Genomic DNA, 26,661 nt, shown 5'->3' with positions numbered 1-26,661 from the left:
GGGGCCGGGAATACCCTTCCCGGCCCCTCCTGATAAACGAGTGGGATTCGAACCCACTACCGTCGGAATGAGAGTCCGATGCTCTACCGGATGAGCTATCGTTCGTTCCACCTGTGATCGCCGAGTATGCGGGTGTGGGTCATGGTGAGTAACCCCGCGCGTTTCCTTTACGCCACAGCGGCAGGGAGAGCCGCCACCGGGAATCGAACCCGGATCTCGGGGGTGCATCGCGCACATCCGGCCGTCGAGCGATCGATGAAATTGTTGAGCTTGGAGCAAGAAGCTGAGTTTTTCGGCAGACCCTGGCAGCGCCTGCGCTGTGTGAGGATGAATTTCAGTCTCAGATTGCGCTCCATCCCCCCGCAGGGGGAGTCTGTGGTCCCGGCTACCCGAACAGGTAGTCGAGAATGGCCCGGCCGGGCTCTACGTCCGTCACGGGCGTCGCGTTCGCGGTCTCCCGGGCGACGCGCACCGCGTCGAGCAGCTTGCCGAGCCGGTCGTCGATATCGCCGACCTCCTTCGCCGGCAGCGCGCCGGAGAACTTCGTGGTGGTCCAGCGGCCGACCACGACGTCCTCGTGATACACCTCCACCTGCGCCGGGTGCTTATCGGTGGCCGGAGCCAGTACGTGGTTGCGCGGCACCTTCTTGGTCCGCACCGTCTGCGACGGCTGGGTGGCGTAGCAATCGCTGACCTCGTCGAACGACCAAGACTCCGCCGGATCCAGGGTGGGCAGCTTGGCGACGAACTTCTTCAGTTCGCTGAGCTGCTTCTCCAGGAACAGCAGGTAGGTGACCGGCAGGTCGCGCGCGACGGTGACGCCGTCGACGGTGACGTCGGCCTTCGCCGCGCAGTTTGCCGTGTCCTTCGTCGCGGTCACATCGAACAACCGTGTCAGGGTGCTCTTCATATCCGCGATCACCTCGCGCGTGCGCACCTGCACCCGCTTGGACTCCGATGGCAGCTCCTCACCCATATCGTCGAGCGGACGGTAGGTGCGGGAGATACCGGCCAGCAGATCGGCCTTGCCCACGCGCTGATAGGCGGCGGTGACATCCGCGTTCGCCTGCGACTTCGCGCCCTTCTCGATGGCGATGAGCTGATTCAGCTTGGTGGACAATGCTTTTCCCTCCTCCGGTCACCTCGTCGCGACCGGGAAGAACCGTAACCGAGTGAGGCCGGAGCATGCCACCGAATATCCAGCGCGCGATACCCTTCGGCCCGCGCGGCGGTCACGGCTGTGGATCCGCCGACCGGCCGGGCGGCATCCCGTCAGGCCCGGCCGGGGGCACGGTGGGATGCGGGCCCGGGATCACCCGCGGCGTGTCGTTTTTCGAGCCACATACTCACCGCCACTGCCACATACGCGGCGGCGGCCGCCAGTCCCGGCAGCACGAGCATCAGCGAAAGGAACGAGAGAAACGAAGACACGGGCCCTCCTGGAGCACACGACGGGAACTGCCGAGCCGGTGCGCCGCATTGCGTCACCGTCCTGCCGGGACATACCCATATCCGGACAGTGAAACGTGCACGGGCCGGAGACCGGAGTGACGGTCACCACCTGCGAGCGACCCGCCCTGATGACGATCTCGCCGCCGTCCCGGGACACCGGCAGGAACTGGCCGGCCACCAGCCCGCACAGGACGCCGAGGCCGACCCCGGCCAGTCGCGCCGGCCGGTCGTTGCCGTGCAGCGGTAGTGAATGCACGAATACCCCGCAGACGATCACCACCGCCAAGAGCAACCGAACGAGTCGCCAGGTGGTCGCCCGGCGGCGGCCCGGGTCGGTGGCCGGCACGATGGCGAGAATCGAACCGCTACCGATCGCGGCGACGAGGAACCGACTCATATCGGAACCGTTTCCCTACGAGAGAATTCGACCTCCGTAACGCTGGGAACGTCCGAACGCCGCAGGTATCGGCCGATGGACCGCTCCGTTGTCGACCGGTCGGTGGACATGTACGTCCTGTGCCGTCTGATAGGACTGAACGGGTGAACACCGCGCGGCGATCCGCTGAGCCGCGGCACCGGGGCCGCGAGGTCCGTACCCGATGGTTCGGCCTGTGGGACGGCTATCTCGCCGTGGCCTTCGCCGTCGCACTGCTTTTCCTGATCACCGGAACCGGCAGCCCCGCCGGTGGGCGCACGATCGCCATCGTGCTGCTCACCGCTCTCGTACCCTGGTACACCGCGCAGGGCAGACCCGCCATTCTCGCGGAGGACCGGGGCCGCGGGGCCGGATTCGCCGCAGGACTGCTCGTGGGCTTCGCGGGCGCGGTACTGGCCGACCAGGCGGCGACATTCGCGCTGTTCGCGGTCGCCCCGCTGTTGATCATGTCGCTTCCGCTGCCTGCCGGGTTTGCGGCGATACTGCCGGCCCACCTGTGGCCCCTCGTCTGTGCGATGTTGCGCGCCCGCAGCATCGACCGGCAGACGCTGGGGTGGCTGCCCTACCTGGTGCTCGGCGCCGTGTTCGCCACAGTGTTGGGCTTGTTCGTCTCCCGCGTCATCGAACAGTCGCGCCAACGGGCCGCGATGATCGACGAACTCCGGCGCAGTCGCGGCGAACTGGCACGTCTTTCCCACGAATCCGGAGTCGCGGCCGAACGCGATCGACTCGCTCGCGAGATCCACGACACCCTGGCCCAGAGCCTCACCAGTATTTCCGCGCTGGTGCAGGCCGCCGACGCCGATCTCGAGCACGCTCCCGAACGGGCCCGGCGCCACCTCGATCTCGCGCGCCGCGCCGCGAGCGAAAGCCTGGCCGAGGCGCGGGCCTTCGTCGCAGACCGCACTCCGCCGGTACTGGCGCGCCATTCACTCGTGGCCGCGGTGACCCGTGAGGCCGAAACCCACGCCGACCGGTATCAGCGTGAAGTCCGCTGCTCGGTGCGGGGCACAGAAGCGGCCGTGGCCACCCAGGCCGCGGTCGTCGTGCTGCGTGCCGTCCAGGAATCGCTGACCAATATCGCCAAGCACGCGCCGACGGCCCGCACCGTCACCGTCGGCCTGAACTACGGCGACGACCATGTGACCGCCGAGATCATCGACGATGGTCCCGGGTTCGACCTCATCCGCAGCGGCCGCACCGACCACGGCGACCCGGGTACCGGCCACGGCCTGGCCGGCGCCCGGACCCGGGCGGCCGCGATCGGCGGGCATTTCGAGGTCCACGGCGAGCCCGGAGCGGGAACCACCGTGCGGGTCACCGTCCCGTTCACACCGATGACACCCGAGGAGACCTGTTGACCGTTCGCGTGTTGATCGCCGACGATCACCCCGTCGTCCGCGCCGGTATGGCCGCCGTGCTGGGTACCGGCGAGGGTATCGAGGTGGTCGGTGAAGCCTGCTCCGGTGAGGAAGCGCTCGTCCGCACCGCGACGCTGCGGCCCGATCTGGTGCTGCTGGACCTGCGGATGGGTGGTATCGACGGCGCCGAGACGACCCGGCGAATCCGGCAGCAGGACGACCCGCCGCGGATCGTCATCCTCACCACCTACGACAATCCCGCCGACATCCTCGGCTGCATCGAGGCGGGCGCCGTCGGCTACCTGCTCAAGGGCAGCTCCCGCACCGATCTCCTCGCGGCCGTGTACGCCGCTGTTCGTGGTGAGACCGTGCTGACGCCTTCCCTGGCGCCCAAACTGTTCGAGGCGCGCGCGGCGGCCGACGAACCACAGCTGTCCACCCGGGAACGCGATGTGCTGGAACTGGTCGCCCGCGGACACAGCAATCCCGAGATCGCCGTCCGGCTCTACATCGCCGAGGCAACCGTGAAGACCCATCTGCTGCGCATCTTCAAGAAACTCGAGGTCGCCGACCGCACCGCGGCGGTGACCACAGCGCTGGCCCGGGGGCTCATTCGGCTGTAGCCGAGTGTTCCCACAGTCTTCCGCAATCCCGACACGACAGGTGCCGAGACCACCGGCGTTGGACGACGAGGAGACGGGACGCCGTCCCGGTGACGAATAGTGGCGGGTCCGCGGGGTACGCGGCGTGCATGACAGACGAGGCGGAATTCGCCGCATCGAACAGGTGTGCGGCTCTCACGATCGTGCCGGTACGGTCCGCCCTCGGCCATACCCGGTGCGCCCGATGACGGCGGCCTGGGAGGCAGCGCACCGCTGGTCGGCTGCCGGTGGGCGAGCTGTCCTGGCCCGCGTGGTGAACAGCTCCGCCGGACGCCCCGGGCAACCCGGAACGGCCATGGCCGTGTCCGTAGGGGGCCGGGTGGTGGGCAGCATCTCGGGCGGCTGCGTGGACGGCGAGCTCTGTGCCCGAGTGCCGGCGGTGCTCGACAGTGGCGTGCCGGCAACGGTCCGGTACGACGCTGCCGGTGACGATATGCTCGCCCCGTCTCTGCCCTGCGGTGGGTGGCTCGACGTTCTCGTCGAGCCGGTCGACCGTTCCCTTCGCGGCGTGCTCCCGCACCTGCTGGCTTCGCTCCGATGCGGCGAGCCGGTCGCGCTGGCGACCGTTCTCACCGACCGCGTCGCCGGGCAGGGACGACATGCGCTGGTGCAGGGCCCCGACGTCCGGGTCGATCTGCCGGTGGGCGACGGCGCCCTCGCGCAGGTGCGGGACCTGGCGGCGGCCGGCGCCACCGCGCCCCTCGACCTCGTCGACCGGTGCGGCCGGGAGCTGCGGATTTTCCTGCAGTCGTTTCCCGCTCCGCCCCGGATGCTGGTCTTCGGCGCAGACGACTTCGCTGCCGCGCTCACCCGGATGGGCCGATTCCTCGGCTACCACGTGACCCTCTGCGACGCCCGTCCCGCCTTCGCGACCGCCGCGCGTTTCCCGGCCGCCGACGAAGTCGTGGTGAGCTGGCCGCACGAATACCTGAACGCCGTCTCGGTGACGTCCTCGACCGTCATCTGCGTACTCACCCACGACGCGAAATTCGAGGTGCCCCTGCTCGCCGCCGCGCTGCGCACCGAAGCCGGATACATCGGCGCACTCGGCAGCCGGCGCGCCCACGCGGACCGGGTCCGCCGGTTGCGCGCCGCCGGGGTCACCGATGCCGAACTGGCCCGGCTGGCCGCCCCGATCGGCCTGGATCTGGGGGCGGAAACTCCGGAGGAGACGGCGGTGTCCATTGCCGCCGAGATGGTCGCCCGGCGCCGCGGCGGCACCGGTGCGCGGCTGTGCGATGTCGATTCGCCCATCCATCGCGGCGGCTTCGGCAATCCGGTCGCGCGGGTCGGGGTTTGAGCCGTAATACGGTGGTTAACCGCCGCGCATGGACGCTGCCGGCAAGCACAGCGAAATAGCCCTCGAAGTGGACGGACGGCAGCGGACGCTGCGCGTGGACAACCGCATGACGCTGCTCGACGCGCTACGCGAACGGCTCGGCGTCACCGCACCGAAGAAAGGGTGTGACCACGGCCAGTGCGGGTCCTGCACGGTGCTGCTCGACGGTCGCCGCGCCACCACCTGTCTCACCTTCGCCGCCGCCCACGACGGCGCGCGGATCGTCACCGCCGCCGGACTGGCCGACGGCGACCGTCTGCACCCCGTCCAACAGGCATTTCTCGATCAGGACGGGTTCCAGTGCGGCTATTGCACGCCGGGTCAGATCTGCTCCGCGGTAGGGATGCTCGAGGAGGTGAAGGCCGGCAACCCGAGCTTCGTCACCGACGATCTCGGCGGGGAAGCCGAACTGTCCGACGCCGAGATACGGGAGCGGATGAGCGGCAACCTGTGCCGATGCGCGGCGTATCCGAATATTGTCGCGGCGATCCGGCAGGCGGCGCGATGATCCCGTTCGAGTACCGGCGTGCGGACAGCACCCGGGACGCGGTGACCGCGGTCGCCGAGCGCCCCGGAGCGGCTTTCCTCGCCGGCGGAACCAACCTCGTCGACCATATGAAACTGGGTATCGCCGCTCCCGAGCTACTCGTCGATATCAGCAGACTGCCGTTGGACGAGATCGAGGAGACCGCGGACGGCGGACTCCGGGTGGGCGCGGCCGCGCGCAACAGCGATCTGGCGGCGCATCCACTGGTCCGGCTGCGCTATCCGGCGCTGTCCCGGGCGTTACTGTCCGGCGCCTCCGGACAATTGCGCAACCTGGCCACCACCGGCGGAAATCTGCTGCAACGCACCCGGTGCGTGTACTTCCAGGATGTGACGACGCCCTGCAACAAACGGGAGCCCGGCAGCGGCTGCTCGGCGCTGGGTGGCTACGTCCGCTATCACGCCGTGCTGGGTGCGTCCGATCAGTGCGTGGCGGTCCATCCCTCGGATATGGCGGTGGCCCTGGCGGCGCTGGATGCCCGGGTGGTGGTCGAGGACGTGGAGGGTGTGCAGCGTATCGCGGTCACCGACTTCTATCGCCTACCCGGCGACAGTCCCGAGCGCGATACCGTGCTGCGCCACGGCCGGCTCATCACCGGGATAGAACTGCCCCCGCCGCCCGGCCCGGTGTTCGCCGATTATCGCAAGGTGCGCGATCGCGCCTCCTACGCCTTCGCGCTCGTTTCCGTGGCCGCCGAACTGGCCTTCGAATCCGAGGGCGGCACTGTCCGTTCGGCGCGGGTGGCGCTCGGCGGTGTCGCGCATCGTCCCTGGCGCGCCCGCCGGGCCGAAGCCGAACTGACCGGCGCCCCGGCCACCACGGAGACCTTCGAGCGAGCGGCCCGGGCCGAACTCGCCGAGGCCCGCCCGCTGGAAGGTAACGAGTTCAAGGTCGAACTGGCCCGCCGCACGCTCGTATCGACCCTGCGAGACCTCACCGGGAAGGCACAGCGATGACGTCGATTCCGGCTACGTCCATGGGCGCGCCGCTCACCCGGCTGGACGGGTACGCGAAAGTCACCGGAACGGCCCCTTACGCGTTCGAGCATGCCGTGGACGACCCCCTGTACCTGCATCCGGTTCAGGCCACCGTCGCGCGCGGGACGATCCGCGCCATGGACGCCGGCCGCGCCGCGCGGCTACCCGGGGTGATCGCGGTGCTGACCGTGTTCGACGCCCCGGCACTCGCGGACATCTCCGACGGCGAGCTGACCGTCCTGCAGGACGACCGGGTGCATTTCCGCGGCCAGCCGATCGGTGCGGTGGTCGCCGAGAGCGCCGAAATCGCCCGGGAAGCCGCTGATCTGGTGTCGGTCGACTACCGTACCGAGCCGCACCACACCGAGCTGCGGCCCGACGATCCCGCGCTGTACGCGCCCGAGCAGGTCAACCCGTCCTTCCCGACCGACACCGAGGAGGGGGACGTCGCCGAGGCGCTCGCCGGCGCGGCGGTCCGTATCGAACGGACCTACCGCACGCCCACCGAACACAACAATCCGATTGAACCGCACGCCTGCATCGCGGTGTGGGACGAGTCCGGGGACCGGGCACAGGTGACGCTCTACGATTCGACCCAGGGTGTCCACGCCGTCCGCACGGCACTGGCTCCGCTGTTCGGGCTCGATCCCGGGCAGCTCCGGGTCATTTCACCCCATGTCGGTGGTGGGTTCGGATCGAAGGGCGCACCGCACGCGCACAATGTGCTCGCAGTGCTGGCGGCCCGGCGTATTCCCGGGCGGCCGGTGAAACTTGCGCTCACCCGGCAGCAGATGTTCTCCCTCGTCGGCTACCGGACCCCGACCGTCCAGCGGATCGAACTGGGCGCGGATCCGGACGGCACCCTGACCGCGCTCACCCATGAGGTGGTCGAGACGACCGCGCGGGTCAAGGAATTCGCCGAGCAGACGGCGGTCGCGTCCCGGATGATGTACGCCGTCCCCAACCGCCGGACCTCCCATCGGCTGGCGGCGCTGGATGTGCCGGTGCCGTTCTGGATGCGCGCGCCCGGTGAATGCCCCGGTATGTACGCCGCGGAATCCGCGATGGACGAACTCGCCAGCGCCTGTGGGATCGATCCGATCGAGTTGCGGATCCGGAACGAACCCGCCACCGACCCCGAGACCGGGAAACCGTGGTCCGGCCGGCGTCTCACCGAGTGCCTGCGCACCGGTGCCGACCGTTTCGGCTGGGCCGGGCGCGATCCGGCGCCACGTGCCCGCCGCGACGGTGACTGGCTGGTCGGTACCGGTGTCGCGGCCGCGACCTATCCGGCGGGTGCGATGCCGGGCAACAGCGCGCGGATCGAATTCGGCGCCGACGGCCGCTACACCGTCGATGTCGGCGCGGCCGATATCGGTACCGGCACCTGGACGGCGCTGACCCAGATCGCGGCCGATGCGCTCGATATCGACGCCGAGCGGGTCCGCCTGCGGATCGGCGATACCGACCTGCCGGAGGCCAGTGTGGCCGGCGGCTCCACCGGGATCTCCTCGTGGGGTTCGGCCATAGTCGCCGCCGCCCGGGAGTTCCGGCACGACCACGGCCGGGACCCGGCCGCCGGCGTCCACACCACCACACAGGCGCCGGAGAATCCCGATGCGGAGAAATTCGCGCTGCACTCCTTCGGCGCGCAGTTCGTCGAGGCACGAGTACACCGGTTCACCGGCGAGATCCGGATCCCGCGGATGCTGGGGGTGTTCTCGGTCGGCCGGGCCGTCAATCCGCGAACCCTGCGTTCGCAGCTGATCGGCGGTATGACAATGGGTATTTCGGGCGCGCTGCACGAGGAGAGCGTGCGCGACCACCGGTTCGGCCATATCGTCACGCAGGATCTCGCGTCCTACCACATCAGCGCCCACGCGGATATTCAGGATATCGACGCGATCTGGCTGGACGAGGTGGACGAGCACGCCAACCCCATGGGAGCCCGGGGCGCGGGGGAGATCGGTATCGTCGGGGCCGCCGCCGCGGTGGGCAACGCGATTCATCATGCGACGGGGGTGCGCGTGCGCACCCTTCCCATCACTGCCGACGCCGTGCTGACCTGAGCGGTCGCCCGCACCCGGGCAACGGTTGTCCGCCAGGATCATCGCGCAGTGCGTTCGGGTTCCGCGCGCAATCGCTTTCGCGACAGCGAATTCGTCGGGCCGACCGGTAGCAGCCGAGTGCTCTCGCCGGGGCATCCGGCGTGCGTGCAGCCGAATCCGTTCCGGCGCTGCGGTACCGGTGGGTTCGGACCACTCGGTCGACGAGCGGGCACGGCAGCCGTGCGTCTCGTTCCGGCAGGTCAGGAGATACCGCTCGGCGGGCACGGCGAGCCCTGTGATATCCGTAACGTCTCACAAGGACGCGACGGTTCGACGATGGAGGGGCTCGATGAAACCGCAGTACGTGTATCGCTGGGTCAACAACCACGGATTGATCGTCCTGTTCAAGAAGATGCGGCTGCGCCAGGGTGATCTGTTCGCCCGGTTGAACTGCAGTGCGGAAGGTATCGAGAACCCGTACGCGCTGATCGAGGAGTTGCGTGGGCCGGGCGGGTTGCGCCGGACGCTTCCGGTGTGGACGACCTTCGATCACGAGATGGTGCGAGACATTCTGCGCGACAATCGTTTCGGTGTCGGCATCCCGACGGTCTTCGGCACACCGCGGCCGGTGCGGCGCGCGCTGGCGCGCCGGCCGCTGCCGCCGAATCCGGTGGATCCGCCCTCGATGCTGGTGCTGGACCAGCCCGAGCACACCCGGATGCGCAAGCCCGTGGCCGCCGCGTTCACCCCGCGCGCGGTCGCCCGGTTGCGCGACCGGATCGAAACGGTCACCGAGCAGCTGCTCGCGACACTGCCCGACGACGGGCCCACCGATCTGGTGGCGCGGTATGCCGCCCAGGTGCCGATCGCCATCATCTCCGAGATGCTCGGCTTTCCGGACGCCGATCGCGAGATGTTCCTGCGCTGGGGCGACGACATCAGCCCCTTGCTGGATCTCGGTATCTCCTGGCGGACACATCAGCGTGCGATGGAATCCTCGGAGCGGGTACACCGGTATCTGTTGGACCACATCGACAGACAACGTGCCGAACCCGGCGACGATATCCTCAGCAGCCTGGTCACCGCGGGTGATCTGTCCACCGATGAACTGTGCGCCTCGGCGACCCTGCTGATGGCCGCGGGCTTCGAGACCACGGTCAACCTGATCGGGAAGGGCATCGTCTGGCTGCTGGGTCATCCCGACCAGCTGAACCGGCTGCGGGCCGAACCGGAACTCTGGCCCAACGCGGTGGAGGAGATCCTGCGGATCGATCCGCCGGTGCAGAGCACTGCGCGCACTACCCGCACGGAACTGGAGATCGGCGGTACCCGGTTGCGCAGCGGCTCGACGGTGGTGCTGTCGCTCGCGGGCGCGAACCGCGACCCCGCGGTGTTCGCCGATCCGGCCCGCTTCGATATCACCCGGGACAACGCGAAGAATCACCTGTCCTTCAGCAGCGGTATCCACGTGTGCCTGGGCGCCGGACTGGCCCGGACGGAAGCGGCGCACGCATTGCGCGCCCTGTTCGAAACGTTTCCCGATCTGCGCCTGACCGATCCTCCCACCCGGCGGCCCCTGTTCACCCTGCACGGTTACGAACACCTTCCCGCGCATACCGGCCCGCGCGCCCGCAGCCGCCGGCACACCGGCGGGCCTGTCTCCGTGGCGTAGCCGTAGCGCGCTGCGCCCGTTCCGATTTCCGGACGGCCGTACCATGAGGTATGCCCGTTGAGTCGGTTCACTTCGCCGGGGAGGCCATGGATATCGCGGTGCCGTCCAGGCCGCTGCGGGTGGCGGGGGTCGCGATGGCGGGTTTCCGCGGCCGCGTCTCGGATTCGGCGGATCTGCCGGTCGTTCCCTATCCGGCGGCGACCGTCTTCCTCGATTTCGGGGATGTCGTATTCGTCGACGAGGCCCGAGGTGCGCGGGTCGATGGCAGCTGGGTGCTCGGGCTCGGCTCCGTCGGTGTTCGGGGAGGTGGGCGCGAGGTCGATCTTCTCCAGGTGCGGTTGTCGCCGGTTGTCGGCTACGCGGTCCTGGGCGCCTCGCCGGGGGCGGATGCGCGCGTACTCACCCTCGAGGAGCTCTGGGGTCGTGACGTGGCGCGAATTCGAGAGCAACTGCGCGCCGCCCGTTCCTGGGACGAGAGATTCGCGCTCATGGAGACTGCGCTCCGTCGCCGGCAGGAGACGGGTCGAGCGGTCGACCCGGAAATCGGGCACGCCTGGCGGCGAATCGTGGCCGGCGGCGGGCGGATACGGGTCGAAAGGCTGGCGGCCGAGGTGGGGTGGAGTCGTAAGCGGTTGTGGTCGCGGTTCCGGTCCCAACTCGGGACGACTCCGAAACAGGCCGCACAGCTGGTTCGATTCGACCGGGCGGCACATCGCCTCTCCCGGGGACACAGCGCCGCTCTGGTATCCGCGGACGGCGGGTACGCCGACCAATCCCACCTGTATCGGGAGGCCGCCGCCTTCACCGGGCTGACACCCACGGCTCTCGCGGCCGCGCCGTGGCTCACGGTCGATCCGGTGGCATGGGTGGCTCCGGCGTACATCTCCCGGCACTGAAGACGTCCGGACGAGTTGTCCGCCGGCGATACTCGTCCTCGGCAGGCGGCGCGGGAACATTCCTTCAAGACACTCCCTGCTGCACCGGCGATGCTGGCAGCGAGGTCCGAACACACCCGGCCGGCGCACGACAGTGGCGCCGGCGCGGGCGGTGCTGTCGAGGAGGAACGGGATGAAGAACACAACCGGTATCGACCGGCTGCCACGCGGTGTCCGGCTGCTGCACGCACTGCAGAAGGAGCCGGACTGGCCCGCCATGACGGCGACGGAGCTGGCCTCCTACCGGGAAAAGATGTCGCCGAGCATCCCGGGGCGCCGCACGCGTTCGTGACGCTGCCGGGTGTGGCGCCACAGGCCGCGGCCGCGCGGCGGCAGATCACCGAATTTCTCCGCGCGCGCCTGGCCGCGGCGTCCCCGGCGGGACCGGCACCGGCCCGTGTCCGGTGACCACCACCTGTCCGGGTGTCCGTGGGTGCTCGGGGACGGGGACGAACGCCGCTCAGGAATGGGCGAAGGGGAATTCCGCACCGAGTCGGCCGGCGAACCGGAGCCGGGCGTGTTCGCGCATGCGGCGCCCGTAGACCGGATCGCCGGCGAGCACGGTGTACCCGGTGAATTCGCGTTCGATCAGCCCGGCCGTGTGCCCGAGGTAGACGTCGAATCCCGGGTACATCAGGCCGACGAACGGCAGGTCGTCGAAATCCAGTGCCAGCACCGGGTATTCGCCCGTCGAATCGGGTGCGCCGACGGCGAGGAGCCGGCGCGAATCGGAACCCCCCGGTAGCAGAAAGCATTCGCCGAACCGGTCGGCGAAGGGAAGGAATTCGGCTTCCCATCCGGCCCCCATCTCGTCGGCGACGATACGGTGCAGGGGGCGCGGAGCGAGCAAGCCGGTGGCGTCGAACCAGCCGTACCGCCGGAGCAGGCCGGTGTCGAAGGCCAGCCAGGCACGTAGGCCGGGGGAGAGCGGACGGCCGGACGGGAAGGTGGTGCCCGCCAGCACATCCGGTGACATCGGGGCCGGCTCGCCCACGACCCACGGGACATCGGCGTAGGAGAGTGCGGAGGCACCCGGATCACGGCGGACCCGCTCCAGGACGCGGTCGGTGAGAGCAACTCCGTGGGCGGGATCCGCCGGGTCGATCGACATGGCGCGAACATACTCGCGAGGACCGACCGATCACTCGAGGCGGTCATGCGGACCTACCGCTTCGCCGGTTCGCGGGCCGGGGTTCACTGGTGCGGCACAGTGTGCAGCGTTACCTCGCGCAATTCCCCGGACCGGATCCGTGCGGTCAGATAGGTGTGTTCGGGCTGCCGTCGGCGATCGGTCGGCGACCCGGGGTTGAGCAGGCGCAGACCGGTATCGGTGACGCTGTCCCAGGGAATGTGGCTGTGGCCGAAGACCAGCACATCGGTTTCCGGGAAGGCCGCCGCGCAGCGCCGTTCCCGGCCTTTCGCGGGCCCGGTCTCGTGCACCACGGCCAGCCGGAGACCGGCGAGGTCCGCCCGGGCGATCTCGGGCAGCCGGGCGCGCAGCTGCGGTCCGTCGTTGTTTCCGTACACGCCGATGAGCCGTCTGCTGCGTGTTTCCAACCGGTCCAGGAGCGCGAGGTCGACCCAGTCACCCGCGTGCACGACGATATCGGCCGTATCCACCTCGTCCCAGAGAACCGCGGGCAGGTCCCGGGCCCGCTTCGGTACATGCGTATCGGACATGATGAGCAACCGCATGGGTCCGGTGTAGCACCCGGACACTTCCGCGCCGCATCCGCCCGGGACATGAGAGCGGCTAGAGCACGACCGGATGATCGGAGACCACACGGCCGCCCAGATGTACCCAGCCGTCCGGATCGTGCCTGGTGAACAATTGTGAGCCCTGCCCCTGGGTGATGGTCAGGCCGCGACCCAGCCGGGCGGTGAGGGCGATGGCAGCGGCGCCGGTGGCCTCGTCCTCGGAAATGCCCATGGCAGGTGCGAACATACGGGAACGCACCGCACCGCGAGCCCGGTCGGTCCAGGCCCAGACGTAGTGATGGCCGCTGTCGAAATCGCCGGGCGTCACGGTGCCGAGGAGTTCGGTGTCGTCGAATTCGTGGAAGTCGAATTCGGGCGCCCATTCCGGCCGGGCCCGCACCCAGGTGAGACCGGCATCCGAGGTGACGGCCACCGGACCCGCGGGCACCTCGAGCGTCTCGATCGGCGTGCCTTGGTCGGCCAGCCACCAGGCCGTCCCGACCGTGGGGTGGCCGGCGAAGGGGAGTTCGACGGCGGGAGTGTAGATGCGCAATCGGGCGATCCGGTCGGCCGGCGCCTCGACCACGACCGTTTCGCTGTAACCGAGCCGGGCGGCCAGCGCCTGGTGGTCGGCACCTTCCACATCGCCGGCCCGGGCGATACCGAGGGGATTACCCCACCTACCCGCGGTGTCGGTGAAGACCCGGACGACCTCGACCTGCGTACTGTCTTGCTCTGGCGTGCGCACGGAGCCAGACTAGTCGAACGCGAGCACCGAACCGCGAGGCCCCGGAGCCGGCGCACGTATCCTGCGGCGGAGGCATGGCGATGTCTCACCGCTCGGGCCCACGCCGTCGGCCGCCCGGTATGTCACCAGGCGGCCGACGTCGGCCGGTATACCCGCCCGCACCCCGTGTGGAGATGCGCAAGGTATATCGGCCTCATATGGGTCGTTACCGGCCCTGATGCGAACGCTGGCGCGTCTCCTCCAGGTCGGCCTCGGAGCGGGCCTTCTCGGCCTCCGCTTCCTTCTGCGCGACCTCGCGTTGCGATTCGGCCTTGTCCTGCTGGGCGATGCCTTCGTCCCGCAGGTCGTTGTGCCCGGCCACGGTGCCCGCGACCTCCTTGGCCTTGCCCTTGACGCCCTCGACGGCGCCTTCCAGTCCTTCCCGGGGGCCAGTTCGATTCTCGGCCACGATATCTACCTCCGATGTCGATTTGTTCGGGTGGACAAGCAGCGCGTACCCCGCATCCGCGGGTTCAATCCGGATCGTCGGGGAGTTTTCGTGCGGGAAATATCGTGCTGAACGCAGGAGACGCCCGCACCGGCGCGGCCCGCGAACTGCGCCCGGATCCGCAAGCGGAGGCCACTGCGGACCCGCGAGCCCGCGGGTGGCCGGGTACCGCGTGAGCCGTGCGTGCCGCGTGCCGCGCTTACTCGAGGATTGCGGCGCCGGGGTTGAGTGTGCCGTTGCGGCATGGTTTTTCCTTGTTCCGAGCGCGAAAACCGATACGGGAGGACGGAATGACCATGACGGAACAGCATTGCGACCGGACGAGTGGCGCCCCGGCGCTGCCGGCGGCCCTGCCGACCGGACCGGCCACCGAGACCGATGCCGTCGAGCCGCGGCCCACACTGCTCGACCAGATGGGCGGGCCGTGGGGGTTCGTGTACTCGACCGTTCCGGTCGTGGTGTTCGTGGCGGCCGACGCGGTGCTCCCGCTGGCGGCGACGATCGGGGTCTCCGTCGCGGTCGGCGTGGCGCTCACCGTATTCCGGCTGGTGCGCGGTGAGCGGTTCTCGTCCGCGGCCGGTGGTCTGCTGGGGTTGGCGGTCGCCGTGGGGATTGTCGCGTGGACCGGGTCGGCGAAGGATTTCTTCGTCCTCGGCATCTGGGTGGCGCTGGCGGGTTTCGTCGTCGCATTCGGGTCGGTGCTGGTCCGGCGGCCGCTGACCGGTGTGATCTGGAACCTGCTGCACGGCGGCCGGCACGTGTGGCGTGCGGATCGGGCCGTGCTGCGTGCCCACGATATCGCCACCCTGGCCGCCGCGGCCGTGTTCGGTACCCGGTTCGTCGTCAAGGAATGGTTGTACCTCGCCGACTCGACGACCTGGCTGGCCGTCGCCAAGATCGCGATGGGAACGCCGCTCACAGTGCTGGCCGTGCTGGTTGTGCTCTGGGCGTTCCGGCGCACCACCAAGCGTCTCGGGAATTAGTGGCGGATTGCCGCGGCGCACGGCCGCCGGCGGAAGAGACGGCCCGTCGGCGCACGCCGGCGGGCCGCGCGGCGGTGTTCAGGCGCCGAGCAGCCGGATCTCGGTCTCGAGTTCGGCGGCCTGCACGGTCAGGGTGTTGTCGTCGGGGTCCGCGCCGATGCGGTCGACGAGTGCGGCCCGGGTGATGACGGGAAGCCCCTGTGCGGCGACGTCGGGATCTGTCTCTACCCGGACTGTGCCGCCGGCCAATGCCAGCGTGGCCTGTGCGTTCTCCGTATCGAGTAATCGGCGCAAGTCGTCGGGCGTGACCTGGGTGTGTGGTTGCCGCGGCGCGCTGCCGGCGGCCGACGGATCGTCCGGTGTGCGGTTCTCGGTAGTCATGGCCCCCGGTTGCCCGGCCGGGCCGGAGGGAAACCTACGCAGGTCGGCATCCGTTTCGGGCCCGGACCTTCACCTGCCGGCGATCAATTTGTCGACACCGTCGAGGAGGCACCGCAGTCCGAATTCGAAAATGCTCTCCGGTCGGGACGCCTCCAGGGCGTCCACGCCGAAGCGGGCGATCATCGGCAAGGTGCCCGCGGCCAGCGCCTGCCGGATCTGCGCGTCGCGTGCGCCCAGCCATTCCTCGCGGGTGTTCGTCGCGAACTGTTCGCGGGCGAGCGGATACGCCGAGCTCTGGGCGTGGCTCGAGACCATGATCGCGATCCGGACCATGGTGGGAAAATCGAGTCCGAGTTCGTCGACCGCGCGGATGCGCCAGTCGGTGTAGGCCATCAGTCGCGGGGCGATCGGCGGTCGGGTGGTGAGTGCGAAGAGCTGCGGAATCCAGGGATGGTCGAGGTAGATCCGCCATTCCTGGCGGGCGGACAGTTCCAGTTTGGCCCGCCAGCCGGGTGGGCCCGGTTTCGGGAGCGGATGGTCGCCGAAGATCGCGTCGATCATCAGCCGCCCCAGTTCTTCCTTGCCCGAAACGTAGCGATAAAGCGACATCACGCCGACTCCGAGTTCGGCGGCGGTATGACGCATGGACAGGCCCGCGTTGCCCTCGCGGCCGACCAGCTCGATCGCCGCGCGCACCACCCGATCGACGGACAGGCCGGGAACTGCCGGCTGCACCGGCGCGGCGGCCCGCTCCTGTTTCGCCGAGACGCGCTCGCGGTAGGCCCGCGCGCGGCAGGCGCGGGAACAGTAACTGGGAGGTCTGCCGCGCACCGCGGGCGCGAGTTCGCGGCCGCAGATCTGGCAGGTCGGCATCAGGGCCTCTTTTCGTCACGAAATTCGGTCGTTGACGAAAGTCTACACCGAACCTGAGTTGTGTCGAAAAATGAGCACAATTCAGCGAAATGCTAGGTCCAACATGGCGAAAGGCAACCGATTGCGCTGATCGGCAATGTCTTGGGTACGGTGTATTTATGACTCGTACGATGTACCCGGAGAAAAGTCCGGAGGCGGTGCGGACCCGCTACAGCGTGGAACTGCGTCGCGTGGTGAAGGTGTACGGCGCGGGCGCCACCGCGACCCGCGCGCTCGACGAGGTGAGCTTCGGCTTTCCGCGCCGTACCTTCACGGCGGTCATGGGACCGTCCGGGTCGGGAAAGAGCACGTTGCTGCAGTGCGCCGCCGGACTGGACCGGCCGACCTCGGGGTCGGTCTCGGTCGAGGGCACGGAGCTCACCACGCTCGACGAGACCGCACTGACGCGCCTGCGCCGTGATCGGCTGGGCTTCGTCTTCCAGTCCTACAACCTGGTACCGACCCTGACCGTGGCGCAGAACGTCACGCTGCCCATGGAGTTCGCGTCCCGCCCCGTCTCCGGCGATGCCCTGCGCGAAGTACTCACCCGGCTGGGACTCGAACGATATGCGCGCTCCCGGCCCGCGGAGTTGTCGGGCGGTCAGCAGCAGCGGGTGGCGATCGCGCGGGCGCTGCTCAGCGCTCCGGCGGTGATCTTCGCCGACGAGCCGACCGGCGCGCTGGACAGTCGCGCCGCGGCCGAAGTGCTCGGCCTGCTGCGGGAAGCCGTAGACGGCGCGGGGCGCACCATTGTGATGGTGACCCACGATCCGGTCGCGGCGGCAGCGGCCGACGCCGTGGTGTTCTTCGCGGACGGCCGGATCGTGGACAGGATGCACCGCCCTGGCGCGGAAGCCGTGGCGGCACGGATGGCGCGACTGGGCGAGCGCCCCGCGGTACACGGTGGCCGCCGGTGATGTGGCGGTTCGCGCTGCGCACAGTACGAGCGCGTGTATCGGCGTATTCGGCCTCGGCGGCGGTGATCGCGGCCGGAACCGCGCTGTTGACCGCCTTCGCCGCCCTCCTCGATTCCGGACGAGCGATACCGGCGGGCGGTGGCGAGTCGCTGTGCGTTCTGGCAGCGATCATGGGCGGCTGGACTGTTGTGGTCGTCGTCTTCGGGATCGCCTCCACGGTCGCTCTGGTGAACCAGCAGCGCGCCCGGGAGCTGGCCCTCATCCGATCGATCGGCGCGGTTCCCCGGCAGGTGCGGGTGATGGTGGTGGTGGAAACGGGCGCCGTCGCATTGCCCGCGGTGCTGGCCGGCGTGCTACCGGGGATCGGGCTCGGCGCATTCCTTCTCGCACGCATGGTCGCGCTCGGCGTGGTCACCGAAACGGCCCGGTTCGTCGTGCACGGACCGGCCCTCGCGGTGGGGGCGGGAGTTTCACTGCTCTCGGCCGCCGTCGCGGCGTTGCCGGCGGGTCGCCGCGCCGCGACGGTCGCGCCGGTTCTGGCGCTCACCGGCGCCGCGGGCGCGGAGGGCGTGCCGCGCTCCCGCGCGAAAGCGGTGGTGGGCGTCGTGTTCCTGCTGATCGGATGCGGCTGTGGAATCGGCACTCTGTTCATGACCGACGGGCCGTTGCTGGCTGCCGGGGCCGGGCCCGCGTGTATCGGTGTCGCGATCGGCCTGGCACTGCTGAGCCCTTGGGGCATTGCCGCGCTCGGACCGTTGGCGACCCGGTGTCGCGGCAACGCCACCCGCTTGGCCCTGCGTAATCTGGCCGCTCGCGCCGCCGACGCGGGGACGGTCGTCGGCGCGCTGACTCTGCTCATCGGAATCGCCACCGGCACGCTGTACATGCAGAGCACCGAGGACAGTATCGTCGGCCGCGCGCCCGGCGATATCGGTCCGCAATTCGCGGCGGCGAACTACATGGTGGTGGCGATGATCATCGCCTTCTGCTCGCTCACTGTGGGCAACTCGCTGGTCGCGGCCACCTGGAAACGGCGCAGAGAGTTCGGCCTGCTCCGCCTGACCGCCGTGACGCGGCGTCAGGTGCTGGGCATGGTCGTGGCCGAAAGTACCGCGACGACCCTCGTCTCGATGGTTCTCGGCACGATCGCGGCGGCGGCCACCGTGGTTCCCTACAGCATCGTCAGAACCGGATCGCCGGTCCCGGGCGGCCCGTGGTGGATGTTCCCGGCGATCATCGCGGGCGGCTTCTCCATCGCGTTCGCCGCCACCGTCTCGACCGGTTTCCGGGCCACCCGATTGCGGCCGCTCGCCGCCCTCACCACTCCATGATCCCGCGTTCCCGCGGCCGCTACCGGGGCCTCCTCCCGGTCGATATCGAAAGCAGGTTCACCATGACCGAGAATCGCGAGTTCGATCTCGTCCTGTTCGGCGCGACAGGTTTCGTCGGACAAACGACAGCGCGATATCTGGCTGAGGCGGCGCCCGTAGGCGCGCGGATCGCGCTCGCCGGGCGTTCGGCGGCGAAGTTGAGCGCGCTGCGCACCGGGCTGGGCCCGGCCGCGGCGGAATGGGAACTCGTCGCGGCCGACGCGGGCGACCCCGATGCGCTGAGCGCGCTCGCCGGCCGGACGGCTGTCGTGATCACCACCGTCGGTCCGTATCAGCGTTACGGGCTGCCGTTGCTGGCGGCCTGTGCGCGGCACGGCACCCACTACGCCGACCTCACGGGAGAATCGATATTCACCCGCACCGCGATCGACCGGTACCACGATCGAGCGGTCGCCACGGGAGCCAAGATCGTGAACTCGTGCGGATTCGATTCGATTCCGTCCGATCTGAGCGTGTATCAGCTGCACCAGGCCGTCGTCGCGGACAACGCCGGTGCCTTGGGGGAGACGACCCTGATCGCGACGATGAAAGGCGGTATCAGTGGCGGGACGGTCGATTCCGCGCGGGCGATGTGGGAAACGATCGCCGCGGAACCCGCCGCGCGCGTGGCGATCACGGATCCGTATTCGCTGAGCCCGGACCGATCGCGCGAACCCCGTCGCGGCGGGCCGTCCGACCACGCACTCGGACGCGCGAAGCGTATCGCCCCGGATCTGGACGGCTGGATAGGCACCTTCGTCATGGCGCCACACAATACGAAGATCGTCCGCCGCAGCAACGGTCTGCTCGGGTGGGCCTACGGGCCGGACTTCCGCTACCGGGAGGTGCTGAACGCGGGCGCCGCACCCGCCGCGCCGCTCATCGCTGCCGCCACCGCGGGCAGTGTGGTGGCGGGAATGGGCGCGGTGGCGGTGCTGTCCCGTTCGCGGTTCGGGCGCCGGCTGCTCGACCGGGTGCTGCCCGCACCGGGCACCGGACCGGACGAGGCAGCCCGCGCCGCCGGATGGTTCCGCACGGCGACCCACACCCGCACTTCGACAGGTGCGACGTATATGGCCACCTTCGCCGGGCAGGGGGATCCCGGGTATCAGGCGACCGCGGTGATGCTTGCCGAGAGCGGCCTGTGCCTGGCCTTCGACAGGGCACGCTCACCCGAGCGCGCCGGAGTACTCACACCTGCCACTGCGATGGGGGATGCGCTCACCGAGCGGCTGCGTGCGGCCGGAATGAGCATCGAGGTGACGGCCGGTCGCGCAGCCTGAGCGAACGCGGCCGGGACACCGCGCACCGAAAGAAATCAGTCGGCAGGGCGCTCTTCGAGCACACCGGCCAGCGCCGACGCGACGAGTGCCACGGCATGATCGGGGTCGCCGGCCAGCTCCCGCAGCACGCCCAGTGCCAGGTGTGCCGGCATCTCGGCGAGGGCCTGGGTGAGGCGTATCCGCACCGCCGGCTCGGTGGCATGCGCGGCGAGTTCCCCATTCATGGCGTTCATGATCCGATCCGCGAGTGCGGCGTCCAGCGCCAGTGCCCCCAGGACCTCGGCGGCGTCCACATCGTTGATGCCCTCCACCACCATATCGACGAGTACCGGGACGGCCGCCGGCTCGCCACGCGCCCCGGCGGCCAGGGCGGCGGGCCGGCGCACCGCCGCATCCGGATCGGTGAGTGCGCTGGTGAGCGCCGCGCTCGCGTCGTCGCCGGGTATCTCGGCGATCGCGAGTACCGCGCGCCGCCGGATCGCGGGATCCGCGGCGCGCAGGCCGGCCACGACGCCGGCCAGGCCGTCCCCACCCGCGCGGGCGAGCGCCCAGCGCAGGGCACCGGCGACATTCGGATCGGATTCGGTGAGGACCGCCCCGGCCAGCAGTTCGGTGGATACCGGCACCTCCTCGGCCGACGCCAGGACGGTCTGCTGCCGGCGCGCGGCACTGGGCGACTCGAGCCCGTGCAGGAGTTCGACAATGCGCAGGACATCCGGCCAGCCCGCCGGCGTCGAGGCATCGACGGTCCGGAGCCGGTCGAGGAGCTCCTGCTCCCGCCGCACCCGCGCCTCGGTCCGCCGGATGAGCGCGCCGACCAGCTCCGCGGGGGTGAAGGCGGGATCCTGCAGGGCCCGCCCGACCTCCCGCAACGAGAGCCCCAGCGAGCGCAGGCTTTCCACGTGGAAGATGCGCCGGATGTCCGCGGGGGCGTATTCGCGGTAACCGCCGACGGTGCGGCCGGTCGGCCGCACCAGTCCGAGGGAGTCGTAGTGGCGCAGCATCCGGGCGCTCACCCCCGAACGGCGCGCCACCTCACCGATCAGCACGCGGCCGGCCCGGTGCGTTCCGGACCGAGCGCGACGATTCGTTTCGCCTCGGCGACATCCGGATCGAAACCGGCGTCCGGGTCGCGCAGCAGCCGTTCGGTGGCGCGGGCATGCGCGCGCACCACCGGATCCGGGTCGGCCAGCCTCGCCTGCACGGCCGGCTCGGCGTGGTCGCCGAGGGCCACCAGTGCCCGGCTGAGACTCAGCTGGACCGTCCGGTCGCCGCGCCCGAGTTGTGTTGCCAGTTCCGCGGCCAGCGCCACCTGCGCATCGGCCGGCACGAGGACCACGGCCGCGCGCCAGGCGCTGCGGGCGACCTCGTCGTCGGCGTCGTGCAGCAGCGATCGGGTGATCGCCGGCCAGACGGATCCGTCACCGATCTTGGACAGGGTGTGCAGCGCCTGACTGCGGGCCTGCGCGTCCGCGGAACGCAGTTCCGCGCGCAGCACCGGTACGGTGATCTCGGCCGGATGGCGGGTCAGTGCCCAGGTGAGCATGTCGCGGACGTAGAAGTCGGGTTCGACAGCGCACCGAGCGACGAGCGCGCCGACCAGGCCGGGGCCGGGGTCGGTGCCGGCGGCCAGCGCCGCCTGGAGCCGGGTCGAGGAGTTCGGGGCGCACAACGCCTCGAGCAGGCGCGTATCGGGTGAATCGAATATCGGGTCGATGGGGACCACCTCCTGCGCTCAGTCAAGACCCTGTCACAGTGTCAGGGTCAAATACGGCAGGTCCGGTCGCCTCGCGCGGGAGTCGTCGGTGGCCCCGCCCCACCTCTGTTGCGGCACCGAATCGGTATGCCGGAATGTGTTGGGCGACTTGCCCGGATGGGGTATACCTGCGGGGTACCGATCTCACCACGTCACAAGGAGCATCCGCCGTGTCCGACGGCTCTATCGACCTGCGTACCGATGTCGCGCACCCCGCGCGCATGTACGACTACTTTCTGGGCGGCAAGGATTCCTACGATGCCGACCGGGCCGCTGCCGAACAGGCACTGCGCAATTTTCCGGCGGTCCGGCTGACCGCGCGCACCAATCGCGAATTCATGCGCCACGCCACCCGCTATCTGAGCGAGCAGGGGATCCGCCAATTCCTCGATATCGGTACCGGTATCCCGACCGAACCCAACCTGCACCAGGTCGCGCAGGGTCTGGCACCGGATTCGCGGGTGGTCTACGTCGACAACGACCCGATCGTTCTCGCGCACGCGCGGGCGCTGCTGGTGAGCTCCGAAAAGGGTCGCACCGCCTACATCCAGGCGGACGCGGGGGATCCGGAGGCCATCCTCGCCGCGCCGGAACTGCGCGCGACGCTGGATCTGTCGCAGCCGGTGGCGGTCTCGCTCATGGCCCTGCTGCATTTCGTACCCGGTGATGTCTACGAGATCGTGAACACCCTGATGGCGGCGCTGGCGCCGGGTTCGTATCTGGCGATGTCACATGTCACGACGGAGTTCGACGAGGGCCCCGACGACCCCGACGGCATGGCCCGGCTGTTGCAGGTCTATGTGGATCGCGGGATTCCGGTGCGGCCGCGTACCCGCGCGGAGGTGGCCCGGTTCTTCGATCAGCTGGAACTGGTGGATCCGGGTGTCGAGGTGATCCATCGGTGGCGTAACTCGGGTATCGAGCATCCGCAGAGCCATGACAAGAAGGTGTCGCTCTACGGCGCCGTGGGCCGGAAGGTCTGACAGCCCCGTCGCCCGGCGGCGCAGGCGGTTGTGGCCGGCACCGGTAGCGGTTCCGGCCGCCACGATGCGCGACTTCACCGGGCGACCGCACCGTGACCCGATTCGGTGACGGCCGGGACAGGCGGGTGCCCGCGGTCGTCGCCGCTGCGCTCCACGTCGGGCGGCGCGGGACGGCGGGCCCGTTGCGCATCGACCACTGCCCCGAGCAGTACCGCGAAATTCGTGACCCACAGCCAGACGAGGAAGACGACCGCCGCCGCCAGCGAACCGTAGACCTTGTCGAAAGAGTCGAAATGGGCGGCATAGAACGACAGTCCGGCGGACCCGGCCAGCCATACCGCGACTGCCAGCGCGCTCCCCGCGGTGAGCCAGTGGAATGGTTGCCCGGTCACATTGGGCGCCACCCAATACAGCAGTGACAGTGCGAAACTCACCACCAGGGCGAGCACGACCCACCGGAGGATCGCCCAGATCCCGTGCACGAACGGCAGGTCGGCGAGATCACCGCCGAATCGTCCCGCCATGCCGTTGGTGATCACGAAACCCAGGCCGGTGAACACCATCATCGCGATCAGGACCACGCTGAGCGATAGTTGCAGGAGTACCGTCCTGGGCCGGGACCGGCTCTCCGCCACGGAGTACAGGGCATTGGCGGCCCGGATGAACGCGCCGATATAGCTCGACGCTGTCCACAACCCCGACACCAGCCCCACGATCGCGATCGGCGCCGACCAGGCCCGGACCTGTTCGAGGTGGCGCACCGAATCGGCGAGCAGGGTCCGGCTGCCCTGCGGGCCGACGTGGCTCGCCGCCCCCGCGAGCACACCGGTCGGCTCGGGGCCGGCCAGGCCGAGCGCGGCGACGGTGAGCAGCAGGGCCGGAAACAGTGACAGCATGCTGTAGTACGTGAGGGCCGCCGCCCAGTCGGACAGCTCATCCGACCACGCCGCCCGCAGTGTCGCACCAGGATTCGTACCTCGCCGCGCCGCAGCAGCCGAACGCTCACCCCGCGATAACGCCGATCCATTCCCGGCAACACCTCCGGTTCTCTCGGCTACCCGCGCTGTGCGCTGCGCAAACGCGACCACCTGGGTGACTCACATGTGCGAGCCTCCGTCGACGCGCACCTCGGTCCCGGTGACGAAATACGCATCCGGGGAGCCGAGCATCGCCACCACCGCGGCCACCGCGTCGGGTCCGGCGAACGGCGCGCCCGCCGGCAGCGGCAATGCCGGCGCGGCCTTGGCGAACAGCGCGATATCGGCATCGACGGGCAGGCCGGGACCGAGGCTCTGGCCGGACGCGCCACTGCCGTCGGTCATCCCGGACGAGACCGAGCCCGGCTGGACGGCATTGAACCGGATGCCCTGCCGGCCGAATTCCATTGCCAGCGCATGGGTCATCGCCTGGATACCGCCCTTCGACGCGGCGTAGGCGGACATATAGGGGTGGGCGAACGCCGCGGAGGTGGAGCTGAAATTCACGACCGCCGAGGCGTTCCCGGCACGCAGCGCGGCGAGGGACTCGCGGGTGACCACGAAGGTGCCGACCAGATTGATCCGCAGCACCTGCTCGAACTCCGCGACCGAGGTCTGTTCGAAATGCGCCGACCGTAGGACACCGGCCGCATTGACCAGGGTGTCGAGTCCGCCGAGCCGGCGCAGGGCTTCCGCCACTCCGGCGCGGACCGACTCCTCATCCGCGATATCCATGATCGACGTGCTCAGCCGCGCCCGATCGGCGCCGGCTTTGTCCAGCGTGTCCTGGAGCCCGGCCGCGCTGATGTCCGCGGCGACCACCCGGCCGCCTTCCCGCAGTATGCGCAGCGTGGTGGCCTGACCGATACCGGATCCGCCGCCGGTGACGAGGACGCGGCGGCCGCTGTATCGCTGGAGATCGGTCATGGGAGGGCTCCTGTCGGAAGTCGTGGCTCGGCGGGCGGCGCGATCGGCGCGCCGCCCGACTCCCGAGGATGGGGGCCCGAGCCGACGGCGGGCCGCGGGATTCCGCTGAGTGGACGCTCGGCTCCGGAACCGGGCCGGCGCCCTCGAGAATCACGCGTATGAGCGATGGACTCCCCACCCCGGATCAGCTGACCGCGCTGCCCGGGACAGTGACGGGCACGGTCACCGCCGAGACATTGGACGGCGGCGACCATATGAATGTCGTGCAGTACCTGAGATGGGGCACTGAGGGGGCCGACGCGCTCGTCCGCGCGGTCGGCATCGACGACACCTACCGCGCCGAGCGGAAGATGGGCCTGTTCACGGCCCGGCACCACCTGTCCTATACCAGCGAACTACGCGAAGGTGATCGATTCGCGGTCGCCGGCCGGATCCTCGACCGCGGCGCGAAGGCCGTGCACATGATGACCTTCCTCGTCGACACCGGTCGCGGCCGGATCGCCAACACGCTGGAGATCCTGCTGGTCCACGTGGATCTGCGGCACCGGCGCGCGGTCGAGTTGCCCGCCGATATCGCCGACTCGCTGGACGAGCACATCGCACGCTCACGGGCGCTGCCCTGGCAGGCCCCGCTCTGCGGCGCCATCGGGATCCGGCGATAAGGGCACGAGCCGACCCCGCAGCGGGAACCCGGACGGCCGGAGTACCGTGCGCGGGCTACCGGGTCAGTCCGGCGCCGGCCGCACCCGCGGTGAGCGGCTCGAGACCGAACGCTTCGACCGGGCCCAGCGCGCCGGCGCCGCGCAAACCGCCGTCGAGCGCGGTCTGCGCACCCCAGGCGAGGATCGCCGCGGTGAAGTCGTAGGGGTCACCGCCGGCCAGGGTCACCGAGGCGAGGACCGTACCGGATTCGTCGGTCACCTCGGCCACCGCCCACGTCCGGGTCCGGGCCCGCGCGGTGGCCGCCGGGCCACCGGTCGAGCCCTTGACGATCCGGGTCAAGGCGTTCTCGGCCAGTCGTTTCACCGGGGTGACCCGGGCGAGTGAGCCGGTGAGCAGCGACGCGACCCGCAGACCGTGCGCCGCCCCGCCGGGCATACCGAGGTACACGTCGGCGTCACGCAGGTGCGGATAGGAACGGCTGAGCGCGAAATGTTCCGAACCGGGCACCGACGCTCCGGTGAGCTCTCGGCCGGCGACGTCGAAACTGCGGACCCGCGCGGCCGTACGCTCGGGCACGACCCGGCCGCCGCGCAGGGCGAAACCCTCTTCGAACAGCATGCCCGCCATCGACGCGCGCGTACCGCCACTGGTGCCGGGGTCGGTGATGAAGTAGCCGATATTCGCGCGAACCGCCTCCGGCGCTTCGGCCAGCGCGAGACCGGCGGCCAGATTCCCGGGCACGTAGTCGTACCCGAACGCGGTGAGCAGGCCGACGCCCGCCCGGCGGGCCGTGTCGTCGTGCTCGAAGACGGTGCGGATGAACGGGCCCTCGCCGGTGGAGTCGAAATAGTGCGCCCCGGCCTCGACGGCCGCGGCCAGCGCGGGGCGGCCGTAGCGGAGGAACGGCCCCACGGTGCTGATCAGCACATCGCCGGGCCCCAGCAGGGCCCGGACCGAATCCGGATCGGTCACATCGGCCACCGCGGTGTCGGCGCCGCCGACGTCCGCGGCCAATTTCTCCAGGGCGGTCGCATTGCGCGCGGCCAGCACGGGTGCGGCGCCCCGGCCGACCAGGATCTCGGCGATCAGCCGTCCGGTGTAACCGGTGGCTCCGAACAGAACGATCTTCGGCATCACTGGTACTTCC

General features: G+C 69.8%; 28 protein-coding genes and 1 tRNA gene. 15 read left to right on the top strand and 14 right to left on the bottom strand.

Annotation, left to right across the window (positions count from 1 at the left end):
- Nucleotides 1-32 precede the first annotated feature (32 nt).
- The 3 genes from IG75_RS0107065 to IG75_RS38975 all read right to left on the bottom strand — a co-directional run bounded on the left by IG75_RS0107065 (nucleotide 33) and on the right by IG75_RS38975 (nucleotide 1,431).
- A tRNA-Glu gene (locus tag IG75_RS0107065) sits at nucleotides 33-105 on the bottom strand.
- A 280-nt stretch (nucleotides 106-385) separates the two neighbouring features.
- A complete protein-coding gene (locus tag IG75_RS0107060) occupies nucleotides 386-1,120 on the bottom strand; it encodes a DUF7873 family protein (RefSeq protein WP_030520347.1) in 735 nt (244 codons plus the stop codon).
- Nucleotides 1,121-1,272: 152 nt separating this feature from the next.
- On the bottom strand, nucleotides 1,273-1,431 hold the full coding sequence (locus IG75_RS38975) for a hypothetical protein (protein WP_156058681.1): 159 nt from the start codon (nucleotides 1,429-1,431) through the stop codon (nucleotides 1,273-1,275).
- Between the two features lie 561 nt (nucleotides 1,432-1,992).
- Here IG75_RS38975 and IG75_RS0107050 point away from each other — a divergent pair.
- From IG75_RS0107050 to IG75_RS38970, 9 genes are all read left to right on the top strand, one after another.
- A complete protein-coding gene (locus IG75_RS0107050) occupies nucleotides 1,993-3,249 on the top strand; it encodes a sensor histidine kinase (RefSeq protein WP_051714292.1) in 1,257 nt (418 codons plus the stop codon).
- Nucleotides 3,246-3,872: a response regulator gene (locus IG75_RS0107045; protein ID WP_307686493.1), complete on the top strand. Its 627-nt coding sequence runs from the start codon at nucleotides 3,246-3,248 to the stop codon at nucleotides 3,870-3,872. Before IG75_RS0107050 ends, IG75_RS0107045 begins: the two co-directional genes overlap by 4 nt.
- A gap of 223 nt (nucleotides 3,873-4,095) precedes the next feature.
- The gene (locus IG75_RS0107040) at nucleotides 4,096-5,211 is read left to right on the top strand and encodes an XdhC family protein (RefSeq protein ID WP_051714291.1); all 1,116 of its coding nucleotides are present in this window, start codon (nucleotides 4,096-4,098) and stop codon (nucleotides 5,209-5,211) included.
- A gap of 28 nt (nucleotides 5,212-5,239) precedes the next feature.
- Entirely contained in the window at nucleotides 5,240-5,758 is a 519-nt protein-coding gene (locus IG75_RS0107035; protein ID WP_030520342.1) for a 2Fe-2S iron-sulfur cluster-binding protein, read from the top strand.
- Complete coding sequence (locus IG75_RS0107030) at nucleotides 5,755-6,753, top strand: FAD binding domain-containing protein (protein WP_030520341.1); 999 nt, start codon at nucleotides 5,755-5,757, stop codon at nucleotides 6,751-6,753. The genes IG75_RS0107035 and IG75_RS0107030 overlap by 4 nt, the downstream gene beginning before the upstream one ends.
- Complete coding sequence (locus tag IG75_RS0107025) at nucleotides 6,750-8,843, top strand: xanthine dehydrogenase family protein molybdopterin-binding subunit (protein WP_030520340.1); 2,094 nt, start codon at nucleotides 6,750-6,752, stop codon at nucleotides 8,841-8,843. Before IG75_RS0107030 ends, IG75_RS0107025 begins: the two co-directional genes overlap by 4 nt.
- A gap of 328 nt (nucleotides 8,844-9,171) precedes the next feature.
- On the top strand, nucleotides 9,172-10,494 hold the full coding sequence (locus IG75_RS0107020) for a cytochrome P450 (RefSeq protein ID WP_030520339.1): 1,323 nt from the start codon (nucleotides 9,172-9,174) through the stop codon (nucleotides 10,492-10,494).
- Nucleotides 10,495-10,544: 50 nt separating this feature from the next.
- Nucleotides 10,545-11,390: a helix-turn-helix domain-containing protein gene (locus IG75_RS0107015; RefSeq protein ID WP_030520338.1), complete on the top strand. Its 846-nt coding sequence runs from the start codon at nucleotides 10,545-10,547 to the stop codon at nucleotides 11,388-11,390.
- 172 nt (nucleotides 11,391-11,562) lie between these two features.
- Complete coding sequence (locus IG75_RS38970; protein WP_156058679.1) at nucleotides 11,563-11,721, top strand: hypothetical protein; 159 nt, start codon at nucleotides 11,563-11,565, stop codon at nucleotides 11,719-11,721.
- 168 nt (nucleotides 11,722-11,889) lie between these two features.
- On the opposite strand, the gene IG75_RS0107000 is transcribed toward IG75_RS38970, so the two are convergent.
- From IG75_RS0107000 to mbp1, 4 genes are all read right to left on the bottom strand, one after another.
- Nucleotides 11,890-12,540 carry a hypothetical protein gene (locus tag IG75_RS0107000; RefSeq protein WP_030520337.1) on the bottom strand — a complete coding sequence of 217 codons (651 nt, stop codon included), beginning with the start codon at nucleotides 12,538-12,540 and terminating at the stop codon, nucleotides 11,890-11,892.
- Between the two features lie 83 nt (nucleotides 12,541-12,623).
- On the bottom strand, nucleotides 12,624-13,124 hold the full coding sequence (locus IG75_RS0106995) for a metallophosphoesterase family protein (protein ID WP_030520336.1): 501 nt from the start codon (nucleotides 13,122-13,124) through the stop codon (nucleotides 12,624-12,626).
- A gap of 58 nt (nucleotides 13,125-13,182) precedes the next feature.
- Nucleotides 13,183-13,875: a PhzF family phenazine biosynthesis protein gene (locus tag IG75_RS0106990; protein WP_030520335.1), complete on the bottom strand. Its 693-nt coding sequence runs from the start codon at nucleotides 13,873-13,875 to the stop codon at nucleotides 13,183-13,185.
- Between the two features lie 205 nt (nucleotides 13,876-14,080).
- On the bottom strand, nucleotides 14,081-14,323 hold the full coding sequence (gene mbp1, locus IG75_RS0106985) for a microaggregate-binding protein 1 (RefSeq protein WP_030520334.1): 243 nt from the start codon (nucleotides 14,321-14,323) through the stop codon (nucleotides 14,081-14,083).
- Between the two features lie 335 nt (nucleotides 14,324-14,658).
- On the opposite strand from mbp1, the gene IG75_RS0106980 reads away from it, so the two are divergent.
- Nucleotides 14,659-15,345 (top strand): DUF3159 domain-containing protein, encoded by a 687-nt coding sequence (locus IG75_RS0106980; protein ID WP_030520333.1) that lies wholly within the window; start codon nucleotides 14,659-14,661, stop codon nucleotides 15,343-15,345.
- A gap of 78 nt (nucleotides 15,346-15,423) precedes the next feature.
- Here the strand turns inward: IG75_RS0106980 and IG75_RS0106975 are convergent, their stop codons facing one another.
- Together IG75_RS0106975 and IG75_RS0106970 are read right to left on the bottom strand one after the other, a co-directional pair.
- On the bottom strand, nucleotides 15,424-15,726 hold the full coding sequence (locus IG75_RS0106975; RefSeq protein ID WP_030520332.1) for a hypothetical protein: 303 nt from the start codon (nucleotides 15,724-15,726) through the stop codon (nucleotides 15,424-15,426).
- A gap of 69 nt (nucleotides 15,727-15,795) precedes the next feature.
- Nucleotides 15,796-16,599 (bottom strand): TetR/AcrR family transcriptional regulator, encoded by an 804-nt coding sequence (locus IG75_RS0106970; protein WP_051714290.1) that lies wholly within the window; start codon nucleotides 16,597-16,599, stop codon nucleotides 15,796-15,798.
- 158 nt (nucleotides 16,600-16,757) lie between these two features.
- Between IG75_RS0106970 and IG75_RS0106965 the strand changes: the two genes are divergently transcribed.
- The 3 genes from IG75_RS0106965 (at nucleotide 16,758) to IG75_RS0106955 (ending at nucleotide 20,208) form a co-directional block, all read left to right on the top strand.
- Entirely contained in the window at nucleotides 16,758-17,555 is a 798-nt protein-coding gene (locus tag IG75_RS0106965; protein WP_030520330.1) for an ABC transporter ATP-binding protein, read from the top strand.
- Nucleotides 17,555-18,886, top strand: coding sequence for an ABC transporter permease (locus IG75_RS0106960; RefSeq protein ID WP_030520329.1), 1,332 nt, complete (start codon nucleotides 17,555-17,557; stop codon nucleotides 18,884-18,886). Before IG75_RS0106965 ends, IG75_RS0106960 begins: the two co-directional genes overlap by 1 nt.
- Nucleotides 18,887-18,948: 62 nt before the next feature.
- A complete protein-coding gene (locus IG75_RS0106955; protein WP_030520328.1) occupies nucleotides 18,949-20,208 on the top strand; it encodes a saccharopine dehydrogenase family protein in 1,260 nt (419 codons plus the stop codon).
- Nucleotides 20,209-20,243: 35 nt separating this feature from the next.
- Here IG75_RS0106955 and IG75_RS0106950 read toward each other — a convergent pair whose 3' ends face one another.
- Both IG75_RS0106950 and IG75_RS0106945 read right to left on the bottom strand, forming a co-directional pair.
- Nucleotides 20,244-21,242 (bottom strand): HEAT repeat domain-containing protein, encoded by a 999-nt coding sequence (locus IG75_RS0106950; protein ID WP_246872146.1) that lies wholly within the window; start codon nucleotides 21,240-21,242, stop codon nucleotides 20,244-20,246.
- 8 nt (nucleotides 21,243-21,250) lie between these two features.
- A complete protein-coding gene (locus IG75_RS0106945; protein WP_030520326.1) occupies nucleotides 21,251-21,934 on the bottom strand; it encodes a HEAT repeat domain-containing protein in 684 nt (227 codons plus the stop codon).
- 200 nt (nucleotides 21,935-22,134) lie between these two features.
- Here IG75_RS0106945 and IG75_RS0106940 point away from each other — a divergent pair, with 200 nt between their 5' ends.
- The gene (locus tag IG75_RS0106940) at nucleotides 22,135-22,947 is read left to right on the top strand and encodes an SAM-dependent methyltransferase (protein ID WP_245713057.1); all 813 of its coding nucleotides are present in this window, start codon (nucleotides 22,135-22,137) and stop codon (nucleotides 22,945-22,947) included.
- A gap of 74 nt (nucleotides 22,948-23,021) precedes the next feature.
- Here the strand turns inward: IG75_RS0106940 and IG75_RS0106935 are convergent, their stop codons facing one another.
- Nucleotides 23,022-24,035 (bottom strand): YihY/virulence factor BrkB family protein, encoded by a 1,014-nt coding sequence (locus tag IG75_RS0106935; RefSeq protein ID WP_162183776.1) that lies wholly within the window; start codon nucleotides 24,033-24,035, stop codon nucleotides 23,022-23,024.
- Between the two features lie 9 nt (nucleotides 24,036-24,044).
- A complete protein-coding gene (locus IG75_RS0106930) occupies nucleotides 24,045-24,851 on the bottom strand; it encodes an SDR family NAD(P)-dependent oxidoreductase (RefSeq protein WP_030520323.1) in 807 nt (268 codons plus the stop codon).
- A gap of 158 nt (nucleotides 24,852-25,009) precedes the next feature.
- On the opposite strand from IG75_RS0106930, the gene IG75_RS0106925 reads away from it, so the two are divergent.
- Nucleotides 25,010-25,513: a thioesterase family protein gene (locus IG75_RS0106925; protein WP_030520322.1), complete on the top strand. Its 504-nt coding sequence runs from the start codon at nucleotides 25,010-25,012 to the stop codon at nucleotides 25,511-25,513.
- 55 nt (nucleotides 25,514-25,568) lie between these two features.
- On the opposite strand, the gene IG75_RS0106920 is transcribed toward IG75_RS0106925, so the two are convergent.
- On the bottom strand, nucleotides 25,569-26,648 hold the full coding sequence (locus IG75_RS0106920; RefSeq protein ID WP_030520321.1) for a saccharopine dehydrogenase family protein: 1,080 nt from the start codon (nucleotides 26,646-26,648) through the stop codon (nucleotides 25,569-25,571).
- Between the last annotated feature and the right edge of the window lie 13 nt (nucleotides 26,649-26,661).

This window comes from Nocardia rhamnosiphila NBRC 108938 (genome assembly GCF_000720425.1).
Taxonomy (GTDB): Bacteria; Actinomycetota; Actinomycetes; order Mycobacteriales; family Mycobacteriaceae; genus Nocardia; species Nocardia rhamnosiphila.
The sequence above is the reverse complement of the archived record's forward strand: the minus strand, read 5'-3'. Positions and strand labels throughout refer to the sequence as shown.